Raw genomic sequence first — 14673 nt, 5'->3', positions numbered from 1 at the left:
ATCCCATCGCACGAAATTGTACACATAAAATACTTAAAGTTATTTATAGATGCGGAGCACTTTGTGCTTGAAATGCTTACGCAAAACCTAGATCTATTCGTTAAAAAATGGTTGGAATTCGGTCATTTAGTTTATCTACATTCCCTCATTCAACCTCTTTTTTGCCTCGACCTCAGGGTTTTGCGTAAGTCCTGATTGCTTCAGGAACACCTTTTAGAGAAAAGATAGACAATTGAGATTTTGAATAGAACAATAAATTTTAGTCTAAAATTGCCAAACCGTTTTAATCGATAACCAAGGGAGGATAACTGATCCCCCCATGATGATAAGGTGAAAATATCCTCAGAGGCTAAAAAAAGCTTTACGAATTAGGTTGGTGGAGTAAACTAGCTTCGCTTGATGCATAACCTTCCTTTGGGCAAAGAGAACACAATTAAATGATATTCAGGCACCACATTAACCAGTGTTGCCTGATACTTCAATTTTAAACTCTTCCCTCTAGGGTAAGAGAATGCTAATTTAAAAAACATGGATTGGTCCATGCTACCACTTGGTTTTTACTTGCTGAATAAAAGGAAATATATGAATCTAATTCAATTCGTTAGGCATTATAGATGGGTTTTCTGTGTTGTCTTAAGTTTAGCACCATTCAATTTGTTAATGGCTTCCGATGGCGACTCCAAAAACATCCGGAATAACATATCCATTCAAGCTTCCACGCATCGGAGTGAAATGAGGCCCTGTTCATTTGGTCAATATGCTCTTTGTACGCTTTCATTACGTTTATCCGATAGTCCATTTGGTAGTCTGGTAATCACAAACACCGGAGGTTTGACCCTTAGTGATATTAACATAGGTCCAATAGATTCTTCGCTTTCTTCTTTGATAAGTACGTCCAAAGTGAATTGCAATACGGTTATCCCAGGGGGGCAATGTATCATTTACATCACTCAAGTTAATTGGATTACAAATATAAGTCAATTATTGGATATTACTGGCAATGGGTTGGTATTAGGTCAATTTTTGCTTGAGCTCAGTTCGTAACAACTAATTTAAACCTCAAGGTATTTCCTGGCTCTTTTTTAAAACCTGGACTATTCGATAGACTATAAGGGGATCGTCACTCTCTTTTGATTACAAGCTGCAATCTTCTGTTTTACTGCAAATAGCAGCACGTATCGATGAGAATCAATTTAACATAGCAACAGACGCATTAACCTCTTCTGTGTCGTCCTGGACAATAAAGCTAGCGCCATTGGCAAAATGGCCAGGACCATCAAATCGATTTAGGATCCCAGGTACACTGGTACATCCAGTAGAGACTCCGGCATAAATTGCTCCTCCTCTATCGCTATTTGCCATTTTGCTTTCCATGCTCAATTAACCATCGCTATAGAGGTATACCACTGGTATTACCACCCAAATCTCTATCACTGGCTATACTTGCATTAAGCGCTATTGAATACAAGGAAATGTATGCTTGCTTGGGTAATATGGGTTATAACCGCGTTATGCTATTTCCATCAATATTTTTTAAGAGTTTCAATCGGTTCTTTGTCAGGTTATCTTATGCATGATTTTTCCCTGACTATTCTACAAGTAAGCGATTTAGCAATCCTATTTTTTATTTCCTATGTTAGCATTTTGCCTTTTTCTGGTATTTTAATTGATAGATTCGGTATTCGACTCATTATGCCCTTGGCATCCCTGATAGCAGGGTTTGCTTGTTTTCTGTTTTCTCATGCAACCAATGATAGTGAATTGAATATTGCTCGTTTAACAATGGGAGGTGCGGGCGCTTTTGCACTCATTGGTTCTCAGACAATTATTAGAATGTATTTCCCGGGCCATTTATTTTCGATACTTTCTGCACTGACAATTTCTATTGGTACTATTGGGGCAATTTCAGGTGGTCTGGTCTTAGTATGGGCTAGTAAACATGAAAGCTGGAGAGTAATTATACAGCATGCAGGGTACGTTAGTATGGCTCTGGCTTTTTTATTCCTTATTTTCCTTAAAAAAAATCAAACAAAAGAGAGTCTTCAATCGGGCATGAAAAAAATACTGGATGATTTTAGACTATTTTTGAGAACCAGAGGCGCCTGGATTCCAGGAGTCTATGGGGGAGTTGTGCTTAGTCCCATTATTGCTTTTGCAAGCTTTTGGTGCGCTCCTTTTATGATGGTTAAATATCAATACACTCTGGAATTTAGTGAGTTTTTATCAGGATTAGTTTTTATAGGCTATGCCCTAGGCAGCCCTATTCACTCAGTACTTGCTCAGAAATTCGGTCTAAAATTGATAATGATTTGCTCCCCATTCCTGGCCTCCATTTCTTTGTTGTTACTTCTGAACGTTAATTTACCTTTATTAATATCCATCGTATGTCTTTTGGTTTTGGGTATCACTGTTGGTGCATTTGCCTTAACTCTGCTCATAACCAAACTACGTGCCCCTCTTGACATCACAGCCAGTGCATTTAGTTTCAATATTCTAATTTCTCAACTTGTGGGAGCAGGTGTATTATGGAGTATTGTACGTATTCTCTGTGGTTGGCATCATGTCAAAATAGGGGGCTTTCAATCGTATCCCTTAGAAGCGTTACAAAGTGCCATGTCTTTGTTAATTGTTGCTTCTCTTATCGCCACGCTGATTGCCTGTTTTATTGTTCCACCCAAAGAAATCAACTAGCGAATAGATACAGAGATGGCCCGATACTCCTATTAATGAGCATTGGACACCTAGTGCTTCTAATGCTTTTGGTCTTAGATGCTGCTTTTATCTCGACTTATGGTGTGTAAGTCCGGATAACTGAGTTTTAGCTTGTTCCTGGAGACGCTATAGGCTTTACTTCCAAACTAAATTCATAGGTGGTTTGATTTTCATCACTATCTGTTTCAGTGACCTTGGTATAAAGGCCTCTTGAAGGATCTGCATAATGAAAGAAGCTTAATGTTTCAGGGGCAAAATAATCTTCATGACAATGCTTTTTTGTCCAGCCTTTTGGGTTTTGGAAATACTCTTCAAGTTCCGTCATTCTTAGACCTGACGAATAGTCAAAGCATACAGCCGTGGCACTTGCTTTGATCCTTATTGGAGTATTCGGCAGCAGCTTAGACAATTCTTGAGTCAATTTATGTGAAAAGCTACTTTCGATATCCTCCTTACTGAGGCTCTTAAGGGTATGAGGCTTTTTGTAGTTTTCTCCTCTTGCTGCATAACACATGCTTAAATCAATCGTTAATGGTTCTTCTCGACTTCCATCAACATGCTTAGCGATGTACTTTGCTAGATTTTGGTACGAAATAGGGTATTTTTTAGAATCTGTTTCCAAATAAGCATTATTGGTATCCGTTGAATAGCCATGAGCACAAATCATTAATTTTTGACTCTGGGCTAATTCATCTGCAATGACTTCTGAATAATCCAGAGTTCCTTTTTGAATGATCTCAGCAATGCTGTGATAGAAAATGTTTTTATCTTGTACTAGCGTTTTAGTGGAATTGGCACCCACTGGACCAATAGTGCTGTAGAGGCTGCGTATGGTTTTAGCCATTAAGGTCGGGCGGGTCACTTGGATTTTATGACTCCATTCGCTACCTGGTTGTGCGCAGTCATGGAGTTTAGGATTTATAGAAGGGAATTGGGTGTCTTTATCACTTTGGAATGTAAGAACGGTAACCTTGTCATTGCTGTTGTATTCGAAAATAGATTTGGCTTGATCAGAAAATAGGGTAAAACCATAAATCATTTTTTTGCGCTCTACCATTTTAATAGTATATGGGAACCAATCGATCAAAATGGTATCAAAATAACATTAAGGTTTAATTAACACATCATTCAACAAGAGCGTGATAAATTGGACCCGATCATCAAGGAATTGACCGATGAAATTGAACTTTTGGAAAAGGATAAAAAAGCAAATGCTCGAATCATCGACGCTCTTACTCCTTTAAAAAGAAATTTGATCGATTACAAAGACAAATACATCTGGACACTGTTCGATGTCAGCAAATCAAAGGAGATTGCTATCTCTCAATTTATTGAAGGGATTACTCCATCCATTGAGCGAGCAAAAGCCCATCTTGAAAGTGAAATTGGTTGGGGAGATCGCCTGTGCAATATGTTGATATCATTTATTAACGAATTGATATCTCTAAGCAATACGGCCTTGGGGCAGAGTTTTGAGTTCTTTTCCCAAAAAAAGGCTCCAATGATCCCTCAAGTGGAACAACTAGAAAAAACGATACAAGAAAAAATATCACCTTCAATAGAATCGAACCTAATGAAAACCCAAAAACCAAAGCAGAGTTTTTTTGGCAATTTCGAAACAAAGCAAGACTCATACATGAATGTTACCAAGAATTCAGATGGCTCATCTGAGGTAGAGTGCCCAGAGGAGTTTGGCTTTGAACCTGGCCAAGTAATGCGTGCAAAACCCGGAGTCATTATTACTGAGACTATGTTAAAAAAAGTAGGTCAGGACTTACGAAAAACCCCAATCTCTTTGTTAAAAGAACTTTTTAATTCGGTCATTTAGTCCATCTAAACTCCCTCATTAAAAAGTTCTTTTGCCTCGACCTTGGGGTTTTTCGTAAGTCCTGTAGGTGCTTCATTAAAGGCATGGAATCAGGCAAATACGGACAAAATGAATTGCTTTAACTCAAGGAATGGAACACACCAAAACCTGCAGGAGTTAAGTGATAAAAGTGATATAGCGCATAGAGAGTACATGACACTGACTCATCGTTATGGTGTAGTACTAATGCAACGGTTGCGGTCTTATTCGCCTTATTAACAGACGCTGAACACAATCTCTCTCCTAACAGCTATAATTCAAATATAGCTTATTGGAGATGGATTTATGTTTGCTAAAAAAGATGCCCTTTATAGTATCAGAAATACCTTTCTGGCTAACCAAAAAAGGGATGCACTTTTTGCACGTGTGGTAGCGAGTCTTAAAGCTGATCCAGCTTACAATGATCCCCATTCTAAAATTCTCATCGAAGATGATGCAATCTATTTTGGACATAGCCTACAGGAACTTGCTGCATCTTTTCCGTGGCTCAATACAGAGTTAGTAGGGAACCGAGTTCTGAGTGAAAGTACTTTACAGGCTTTTGTGACACCGCTCGATATTACTCGTCATATACCGTCAATAGAGGAATCTCAAAAAGCTCTTCTGGAAGAAGCGAGCAACTTTTTTAAAACCATGCTGCCTGTGACTAATCGAAAAGTAATACCGCCGAGATTACCTGGTAACGCCAATGATGTTTTATTGTCAGTAGTAGACAAAAATCAGGGTGTTATTATCGGTGAAAGACATCAGGACATTGCTCCTAAAAAATTGCTTTGTGACAATATGGCGAAATTAAAACAAAAGGGGGTGAAGGTGCTGTTTTTAGAGCATCTTTTTGATGAGACACATCGAGAACTATTGGATGCTTATTTTAAATCCCCTAGTGTTGAAATGCCGGCGATGCTTAAGGCCTATTTACAGTCGCAGGATACGGGGCAAACGGGTCAGGTTAAGAATAATACTTCGTACAGTTTTACTGAGGTGGTTAAACAAGCAAAAATACATGGGATTCGCATTATACCTATCGACACAATCGCCTCTTATAGCATTGGTGGGGAGTTGGTTGAAAGTGAGGATGAACGAAGAAAGCGCGCTCTAATGATGAATTATGTTGCAGCAAAAAGGATACAAGAGTATCAAAAAGAGCCTGATAGTGGCAAATTTGTAGTTTTCTGTGGCTCCATGCATATTAATGCTGCAAATTCAAAGGTTCCTGGATTGACTGAAATAACGGGGATGCCCACTATTGTGGTAGAAGACTTAAGTTTGGACAAGCCTCAGCAAGAAACAATTTCTGTAAGCCCACAAGTTCTTTCCAAACCAGATGTATTCATTCAAATGAAACCCATTGATTTAGCCCAACAATTAAAACAGGAAAGGGCTGAAATTGTAGCGTTTTTAACTCAAAAACTACCTAATGCGTTTACCCATGTCGAATTTATTGATGATCGAGTACGAATTACTGCTAAAAAATGTGAATTACCTAACCAAGAGAATAAATTTAAATCAGAATTAAAGCAGTTAATGGCTATTCTTGGAATCTCTGAAGCCAAAAAGAATCTTGTTAACGCCGCAGGATACCTCCATTTTGAAGTGAATAAAAGGGATTTACTTGCCGGAATTAAAAACGCGCCTGTTTTAGAGAAAAATCACAAAGATTCCCAAGAGATAACAGCAGCAATTAACAAAGCTGTTCCAGGAGCACTTTCCGGTGTATGTATTGAGGGTGACAATGTGATGCTTATTATTAATCCTTTTGTATCACAGACACAGAACGAGATTAATAAATATAAAACTCAATTAAAACAATTGATGAAGGATTGGGGAATAGCCGAAGACAAAATTCATCCTGCCCCAGGAAGATTATGTTTGATTATTAATAGAAATGCTTTACTAAACGGGATTGAACATGCTGCAGTAGCACATAATCCTGTTGCAAGTGCAGTACCCTCCTATAAAGCGCAAATGCCTAATAGAGCTAATGAGGCGGAGAGCCTATCTCCTAAAACACTAGGAAAAAGTTGATTTTTAGTCAAAATTAAGGATAAGCCTGTATTGTAAATAGGACTACCTACAACGAAGCATCATAAATGCTTAATAATTTCCAGTCACAAATACCAGTACAACCACGAGGAAATATTGCGGCATGAGAAACAATAGTTGCATTCAGGGAAACAATCTAAATTTTTTATATGTAAATCATGTTGTTAGGAATTTTATTTTCATCAGTAAATTTTTTGGTGAATTGACCTTATTGTACATTATGGTTTAAATTTAACCTCATTGTTTGTATTTGGTTTGCTTATGCCTAGTTCACTTAATCCGCTTACACCGTTATTCCCTGAAAAAGGTCCTATTACTATTGAGCAGGGCAATACAGGTGATTGTTACTTATTGGCTTCTTTAGACATCATTCTCAACGAAGATCCTAATACCCGTAATATTGATAAAATTTGTAAATTTAAGGGCATTGCTTCCGATGTTTCTTTGTTTGTGAGTATTGACTGGGGAACTGAGGGCGGGCGTCATGCGCTACGATTAAAAAAAATACAACCTGACGGGAAGGGTGATTTCAACTTTGTCTTGGTCAATCCTTGGAATAACCAAAAAGAAGACGTTTTCTCTAAAGAGAACGTGTTAAAAAGTCACCCTAAATTTGCCTATTATTATGCAAACGGTCAGGAGCAGACTCTAAATGTGGCTTTGCTAAAAAGCAAGAGCAATGTACTCGATTCCTTTATTGCAAATCCCTATTTATATCCGATGCTGAAGAATCTGGAATTGAACGGAGTGTCATTTGATGTAAATACCCTAAAATCCATCAGCTACTATTCAAAAAAGCCGTATTTTAAATCCATCATCAATTCGTTAGGCACCACAGAGCTTGCAAAATTTATTAAAGCTTTAGGCCAGGAAACAAAAAGAAATCAAAAGTGTTTATTTCAATTATTGCTCACGCACGTTCCAAATTATAAAGTACTTTGCGTCATTTATGAAAACTGTGAACACCCACCAGCGTTTGATCTCTCATTAGTCATTAACTATTTATCCAAGTTGCCTCAAGAAGAACAATCAAAAATCAAAAATGAATGCAATCAAACTCAGTTTGCTCAATTAGTTATTGAGAAAACGATAGTGCAATATGCCATAAAAAATAAACTAAGTCCTAGTGCGGCAAAAAAATTCATACACCTGGGAGTTCTTGGTTATTTATGTGGAAAGGAGATCGCTCAGTTGACTCGTGTAGGATCTCTGAGAGGATTAATTACCGAAAATTACATCTCTAATGAAGTGCTTCTGCAGTTAGAGAGTGAACTACAAATTGAAACAGTAACAGGTGGATTTTTAAATGTTTCAAGTCAATTGATTAAGACAGTGAGCGATTATTTTTTAGGCCATCTTCCTGATAGACTTTTCAATTTTCTTTATAAAGAGGTAAGCAAAATTGCTCCTAGCCTAGCAGAACAAATCGCTTTCTCCTATTTCAGAATAAACAAGGTGCTTTGGGATCAGATCTTTGAAATTGTTTTTGAATCGTCTGATGAGGATTTCAAACAGTGGTTTGTCTTAATAAGTCTTAATTATACAGGTCAAAAGGAATTAGCTCAGCAACTATCAGAATTGCAATCGATGTTAGCTGCTCCAACACCTTTGGATTATCAATCGCTAATAAAAATGAAGTCTAAAATTGATATTGGAATACAAAATGCTCCAAAGCTTAATGAGTATTTAACTTTAGAATTAACAAATTTAGCCCTAAAATTAGAAAAACAATATTCTGATGCAGTAAATACTGTGTTGTTGAACTTAGTTGAGCAGACTTTTGCACAATGCTCGTATCTGATTTCTGGATTTTCCTCTGATTATTCAGACTCGTATACTGAGGCTGCAGTAAAGGAAAGTGAGCGGAGTAAACTAGTTCAACTAAGTGAAGTAAAGTCTATATTGACTCGAGAGGAATTTATCTCTGGTGTTGGAGCTCTTGGTAAACAGGTTGAATACGAGGGATTAGCGCGTTTGGTTTCTAGATTGGAAACGGAGGTCAAAGCAGGAGCTCTAAAACAATTAGAGACTCTCTCTCGGGGTAATCGAGTGCTTGAACAAATTAGGACAAAGATAAGCCAATTAAAGTCTAACCTAAACAATTTAGTAGTTACAGCACAAACTCCTACTGAGCTATCAGGTCTAAAGAAAGAATTAGATGATTTGCTTTATGCGAATAGCTCTTTGCAAAATGCATTGATAACTTTGGGCATGACTGAAATTCCAAAAAATATAAGTTCTGAAGTCGATGCATTTAAAATGTCTATGGAACAACTAGAGACAAGATATGCTATTAGTTTCAAACACAATTCAGAATTAATACAACAACTGATCCATAATATTAGTGACATGTATGTCTCATTCGATACTTTAGATTCAATCGAGGAAATCGATAGTTTATCAGCCCTTTATCTTAAACAGCTTGACCGATTCAGATCCAGTGATGCTGTTCAATTAATTAATCAATTTTTTAAAAAAGATACTATTCCTGAAATTGGAGAGGCCATAGAATTAAAAAAGGTTAGAGTAATAAAAGAGGCGGAAAGCAAAAAAGCAACATGTAGAGTAGCGAATAGTTTTGAAACGCTTTTGGACAAGTTTAAGATTGAGCAAAGAATAGCATACCTATCAAGTTTAGTAGTAAGTAGAGTTAAGGACAATGAAACTCCTGGCCATCAGCAAGCGCTATCAAAATTAAGTCATGACCTTGTTATCGCGCAAATTAAATTGACTAACCCTCAAGATAAAAGACCTTTTAAGATTAAGTTCATGGATTTTTTTAAACGTTGTGAGTATGCAGGAAAAATGGCAGCCCCTTTTCTAAATGGAGAACGTGAGATACAAAGTGCTGTTTTCTATTTGTTCAGCGCGATTAGCAAATTAGAGGGCTTTATTAACCCACCCACAGCGAAAGATCGTCCATTTTTTAACAAAGAACAAGAGCCTATTAATCTTAGCGATTTATTTGAATCCGAAAAAGAAAACAGAGCTACGAGTATTGCTACAGCATAGTAGTTTCATAGAAACTTAGGAATACAATTGCGCTTTGCAGCGTATAAATAATGCCTTCGCCCAATAAATCCATTTAAGATTGACACGACACACTTTTGCTAGGGGCCGTAAATGATTAACGGCTCCTAGAATGAATTGGAATTTATTCTAATCCAATTAATTTTGGTGGGCAGAGATAGGCATTTCCTAAATTCGTGACGTTAGTTTGTTCAGAGCTGCCACTCATAAAACCACCCTGTCGATCAAAAGAACCGCTCATGGAACCAGTAACTCCAGCTCGATTAGTGACTAATTGAATGTAGTTTGCACCTAGTTTTGCCGCCTTATTTTTAAGGTCATTCATTGCGCCTTCTTCTAGATTGCGGTTAGAAGTAAATCCTCCTGTAAAGAAATTACCCTGATTTCCAACAACTTGTCCTAAGTACTTGCATCCTTTGGGTACAGGGTTTGGCGATGCAATAATACGAGTAGCTTGCGGATCAGCTGGAATAGAGGCGCAGCTGCTAATCAAAAAAGAAAGGACAGTGAGCGACAAAATTTTTTTCATTTTTACAACCTTTGTTTTTGTTAATGATCAAATTGTGCGCATTTATCTTATTTTATCTAACGAATAAATTCAATAAAAAGCAAGGTAGGAGGTGTCAAAATGATCCAACCTATTTCTTGTTTGATTTTTTCTTGGGTATCGGGAGCTCCATTGCCGTGATTTGAACAAGTTCTGATAGCCACTCGCTGTCTTCCCATAATTCTCCAGAGATCAATAAATAAGCTTTGGCGCCCGGATATGGGTATCCTTCTATGTAGTTATTGATAAACGCTTTGCCCGCATTGGTAGGTTTTATAAATAATTGATCATCACAGACAAGGGCAACCACTTTGTCCTCGTAATAAATGGCATACTCGCCAAACATTTTTTTTGCAGAAACAGTTCCAAAAGCAGCCATTTGCTCCAAAATATAATCGACAGTACTCTGTTTAGAAGCCATTTAAGATCCTGAGCTGGTAATGGGGAGCAAATTTATTGTACCTCAATAATTCATGTGAACTTTAGTACAACGAACAACCTTAGTGTAATATCGAACCTTTATCAATCCTATTTTCAGCTTTGTTTGATTCTTTTAATTTCTGCATGGTTTCCTTGAATTTATCTTGTTCACTAGAAAGCCCTTTATTCATACCAAGTAAATTTTTTATCCAACCTATAAATCCTAATTCAGCTAGGCCAGGTTTATTCCTTTCAATCGTTTTGAGATGTCGCTCGATATTTTTCATAACCTTTTCTTTGGGTTCCCCTTGATAAAGACTAAGCAGCATATTTTGTCCTGCTAGACGTCGAATATGATGTGCAGTGGCCAGTTTAGGGTTTTTTTCTGGCTCATGGACAGGATTGTCATGCAGGATAGTGAGGTACTCTTGTATTTTAGTTTTAATACCTTCATAGTCTTTGAGTACTTGAAATACGGTTATTAATTTATCCTTGTCCTTTGATTCTGGGCCATTGGCTTTAATGTCATTAACTCTTTGATCAAGCTCCTTGATAAGGTCGGTGGATGAATACAATGACGCATTTTTCAACATGTCAATCGTTTCCACTAGTTTTGTATGACACTCCAGTTCTTCAGCAGAAAGCTGTGCTTCAGGAGACGTCTTACTCTCCTCTATGGATAAACGATAATTGTCTGCGGCATCGAACATTCTTTTTAAATACGTTGCTTGAGCTTGCACTTGATCAATTGTTTTTTGATTCTTATTTTTGAATTGGTTTGTTGTTTTAGTATCTACCCCTTTCTCCAATTGAACAGGAAATGGTTTAGTTGGAAGGTTATCAAAATACTCATGCATCGCCGTATTTGGCGTTTCTGACGCTGATAGTTCTAAATCCTGTGCTGTACGAAGTTGAGCATCACCACGCTCTAAATTCAGATAAGCCCTTGCGCCATTAAATAGGACCAGAAGACTTGCTTGAACAAAATCTTTAGAAGAATCGTAAGCCACCATTAATGGAACAGCATCTTTTTCGGATAAGTCAGTTTCTGCTAATAAAATCGCTATAAGGACATTGGTATCTTCTGGAACACCTTTCCCAGCTATTTTTTTGTATTTTTGTTTAGCCCAGCCTTCAAAGCATGAAGCGAGTACAAAATCACCTCGGCGGAGAGCATCAACAAAAGTTTGTGGCGTAGCTGAATCTAGTATTTCTAGGCCCATCACAATGCTCGTCTATTCACTGATAAACCAATTATAGTTCAGATTGCTCATAGGTGTGTATTTATGAGGCAACTCGAATTATTTGGGACTATTTTCAGCATGATGGTTATTTCAGAATAGAAAGTAAATTAGGGTAAATGCAGCAAACAACGAGTCTTCGCCAAACTTGTGAATAAGGCTCTAACCCCACCTTGATCCGCGTCAGTAATAGATCGCAGAATTTAAATACGGATTAAAATATACTCAGGTAGCTTTGATAAATTATCAATAGCAGCATCGTACTCTTTCTGCTCTACAGCCTTAGTTTTTTTGTTCGTGTGAGATGAGTTTTTTGATCCGTGAGTTACCTGGGTATCATTAACTGCTTTGTACGAATTATTACTAGTTGCATGATTGGCTGAATTATCGGACTCGTACCAAGTTGATTCTGATACATTGGACGTTTTATCGATTCCACCACTTATTGTCGTACAACCACTTAAAAGAATTACGCCAGACAAAATACAATAGAGATACATCTTACATCTCCGGTTACAGCTCGAGATGACTCCTTTAACCAACTCCTACACAATCCTTAGACTATAAATTATAGCACAAATAGACTATAAATTGAATTTGACGAACATTCTAAATACATCAACTTTCCAAGATCTGACTGCTTTCTATCTACAACAGGACTTACAAATAACCCCAAGGTCGAGTCAAAAGAACTTTTTAATGAGAGCGTTTAGACGGACTAAATGACCGAATTAAAAAGTTCTTTTAACAAAGAGACTGGGGGGGCGTAAGTCCTCTACGATACAGATGATCGCTTAGGAAGCACTCTAGCCTTTATGTATTAAAAGAGATACATTTATAGTGAGTCATTTTCTTTTTAAAAAATCATTTTTTGTATAGAATGTTCAAAACAAAAGCATCAAGAGGAAAAAATGACTTTAATTTTAAGAAAGAAGAAAATTAAATTTCTGGCTAAAGATCAAAGTATTGCTTTTATAAAAGACGCTGTTAACGTTTCTATGGATGAGGTTGTCTATTTAAAAGGTAAGAATAAAACGGTTATTACGGATGGATTAGCGACTTGTGCTGCTGTTGCCTTCTATGGCATGAATAGTGATTGTTCAAGCGCCTTTACTCATATGTCCAATGAGGCCTCAGAAAAGGATGATCAACGCAAGGAAAAAATACTGAATGACATGCTGGCGTTTGTCTTAAAAAACAATTCACGATTAGACGTACGATTAGTTATTTCACCTTCTAGCATTCAAGATGAACATTTAATCTCTTTTATTTCAAAATGGGTCGTGCAAAAAAAACTAGCTTGTAGAATATTGGACAAGGGAGGCGACTCAGCGGTATTTGATATTGATAAGAATGGCTGTGTGTTAATGCTTTCAACCTCACTCAATTTAAAACAAAACGCCTTTGATAAGCGATGGGAGGGGCATGGTGTGGTCATCGACCAGACTGAGGGTAATATCCCTATTGAAATGCAGAAAAAAAGACAAACATTCTTTAAAGAGGAATTGTTGTCTAAACCTTTGACAACATCGAGGGCTCATCCATTCATTTCTAATCAACTAGTAGTTGTTGGCGCATAGCCAAGGCTTGTCGATGTATCAACAAAGACTAATAGGCTTCCACATTTAAGAAAAATGGCGAATAAAAAGAGAGTTGCTGTTAAAATACAATGGCCAGATACAACGTCACTGGACGTTTATCCGGCTTTCAACGGTACAAATAATCAGGATTAGAACACTAAGTTTGTTTAAACAAGCTTTGGTCTTCTTTACAATTTTAAAAGGACTTAATATGAGTACAAAATCATTGTTGTTTGCACTAATCTTTTTAGTAACCGCCCCACTCTATGCAGCCAATGTCTATCAATTTTCCGATAAGCCTTTAACAGTCAATCGGTGCAGCTTAATAGCAACGGATAATCCATTGGATTTGGCATTGATGAATGATGGGTATTTTGTCGTTTCCAAGGGCAAAAAAGACAGTGAGTTATTGTTTACCCGATTTGGGAAGTTTCTTCTGAATAGGGATGGATATATTGTTTCCACAACAGGTGATTATCTACTTGGAATTAACAAGAAATCCAATCCAAATCAGTTAAGTAAATTGAAAATTTCTACCAGTAATTTACCCCCTAAAGCAACAAGTAGAGTCAATACAGCTCTTAATCTCCCAGCTACGGCGCGTGAAAATGATTCCTATCTAAGCAATGGTCTTCTTTATGATTCAATCTCTGGTACCCATTCATTAAGTCTTGAATACACTAAAATCGGTCTAAACACATGGAGTGTTCAGGTCACTGTTGATGAAATGAAATTGAACACTGGAACATTAACCTTTAAAAACAATGGAGTGCTTAGCGAACAAGAGGGTTTATCTTCTATTCAATGGCCAACAGCTTATGGTCTGAATGAACTAAAAATCGATCATACGCAGAGTACAAGTTATGCGAGTCCTTTTGTTATACAACATATGTCTAACAATGGATATCCCGTAGGATTACTAACCGGTTTAACTATTTCTAGAGATGGCGGGGTTAATTTATTGTACACCAATGGACAGTATAGAGAGTTGAAAAATCATATTGCTGTCGCTAAGTTTCTCAATCCTACCTATTTAGAGTTTGTTCGTGATCACTTCTACAGGCCTACAGAAAAATCGGGTCCACAACGATTACATCGAGTGAATAGTGATTATGCTGTACTAAGTGGTTTTCTTGAACAAGAGCCTTGCTTACATTCTTAATTAAAGACAGTCATGTAGGGCGCATACATCACTGTGCCCGCAACAACACGTTCTCTGGCATGTCGTTTGCC

Annotated in this window: 13 protein-coding genes; 7 read left to right on the top strand and 6 right to left on the bottom strand. The window is 37.3% G+C overall.

Annotated elements, in window-relative coordinates:
- Window positions 1-732: 732 nt before the first annotated feature.
- On the top strand, window positions 733-1044 hold the full coding sequence (locus Lwal_RS17210; RefSeq protein ID WP_157066254.1) for a hypothetical protein: 312 nt from the start codon (window positions 733-735) through the stop codon (window positions 1042-1044).
- Window positions 1045-1188: 144 nt separating this feature from the next.
- Here Lwal_RS17210 and Lwal_RS17205 read toward each other — a convergent pair whose 3' ends face one another.
- A complete protein-coding gene (locus Lwal_RS17205) occupies window positions 1189-1362 on the bottom strand; it encodes a hypothetical protein (RefSeq protein ID WP_157066253.1) in 174 nt (57 codons plus the stop codon).
- Window positions 1363-1476: 114 nt separating this feature from the next.
- Between Lwal_RS17205 and Lwal_RS00985 the strand changes: the two genes are divergently transcribed.
- Window positions 1477-2691: an MFS transporter gene (locus Lwal_RS00985; RefSeq protein WP_058479066.1), complete on the top strand. Its 1215-nt coding sequence runs from the start codon at window positions 1477-1479 to the stop codon at window positions 2689-2691.
- Window positions 2692-2818: 127 nt separating this feature from the next.
- Here the strand turns inward: Lwal_RS00985 and Lwal_RS00980 are convergent, their stop codons facing one another.
- The gene (locus Lwal_RS00980; protein ID WP_058479065.1) at window positions 2819-3751 is read right to left on the bottom strand and encodes a hypothetical protein; all 933 of its coding nucleotides are present in this window, start codon (window positions 3749-3751) and stop codon (window positions 2819-2821) included.
- 108 nt (window positions 3752-3859) lie between these two features.
- Here Lwal_RS00980 and Lwal_RS00975 point away from each other — a divergent pair, with 108 nt between their 5' ends.
- The 3 genes from Lwal_RS00975 to Lwal_RS00965 all read left to right on the top strand — a co-directional run bounded on the left by Lwal_RS00975 (window position 3860) and on the right by Lwal_RS00965 (window position 9634).
- A complete protein-coding gene (locus Lwal_RS00975; RefSeq protein WP_058479064.1) occupies window positions 3860-4540 on the top strand; it encodes a hypothetical protein in 681 nt (226 codons plus the stop codon).
- A 324-nt stretch (window positions 4541-4864) separates the two neighbouring features.
- Window positions 4865-6604 (top strand): membrane-targeted effector domain-containing toxin, encoded by a 1740-nt coding sequence (locus tag Lwal_RS00970; protein ID WP_058479063.1) that lies wholly within the window; start codon window positions 4865-4867, stop codon window positions 6602-6604.
- Between the two features lie 279 nt (window positions 6605-6883).
- Entirely contained in the window at window positions 6884-9634 is a 2751-nt protein-coding gene (locus tag Lwal_RS00965) for a hypothetical protein (RefSeq protein ID WP_058479062.1), read from the top strand.
- A 142-nt stretch (window positions 9635-9776) separates the two neighbouring features.
- On the opposite strand, the gene Lwal_RS00960 is transcribed toward Lwal_RS00965, so the two are convergent.
- The 4 genes from Lwal_RS00960 to Lwal_RS00945 form a co-directional block, all read right to left on the bottom strand.
- Window positions 9777-10181: a DUF4156 domain-containing protein gene (locus Lwal_RS00960; RefSeq protein ID WP_058479061.1), complete on the bottom strand. Its 405-nt coding sequence runs from the start codon at window positions 10179-10181 to the stop codon at window positions 9777-9779.
- Between the two features lie 109 nt (window positions 10182-10290).
- Window positions 10291-10620 carry a TfoX/Sxy family protein gene (locus tag Lwal_RS00955; protein WP_058479060.1) on the bottom strand — a complete coding sequence of 110 codons (330 nt, stop codon included), beginning with the start codon at window positions 10618-10620 and terminating at the stop codon, window positions 10291-10293.
- Window positions 10621-10699: 79 nt separating this feature from the next.
- Entirely contained in the window at window positions 10700-11842 is a 1143-nt protein-coding gene (locus Lwal_RS00950) for a hypothetical protein (protein WP_058479059.1), read from the bottom strand.
- 221 nt (window positions 11843-12063) lie between these two features.
- Window positions 12064-12360, bottom strand: a complete 297-nt coding sequence (locus tag Lwal_RS00945) for a hypothetical protein (RefSeq protein ID WP_058479058.1) — start codon at window positions 12358-12360, stop codon at window positions 12064-12066.
- Window positions 12361-12771: 411 nt separating this feature from the next.
- Between Lwal_RS00945 and Lwal_RS00940 the strand changes: the two genes are divergently transcribed.
- Window positions 12772-13440, top strand: a complete 669-nt coding sequence (locus Lwal_RS00940; protein ID WP_058479057.1) for a hypothetical protein — start codon at window positions 12772-12774, stop codon at window positions 13438-13440.
- A 211-nt stretch (window positions 13441-13651) separates the two neighbouring features.
- Complete coding sequence (locus Lwal_RS00935; RefSeq protein ID WP_058479056.1) at window positions 13652-14602, top strand: flagellar hook-basal body complex protein; 951 nt, start codon at window positions 13652-13654, stop codon at window positions 14600-14602.
- Window positions 14603-14673: the final 71 nt, after the last annotated feature.

It is taken from the genome of Legionella waltersii (assembly GCF_001468085.1).
Taxonomy (GTDB): domain Bacteria; phylum Pseudomonadota; class Gammaproteobacteria; order Legionellales; family Legionellaceae; genus Legionella; species Legionella waltersii.
The sequence above is the reverse complement of the archived record's forward strand: the minus strand, read 5'-3'. Positions and strand labels throughout refer to the sequence as shown.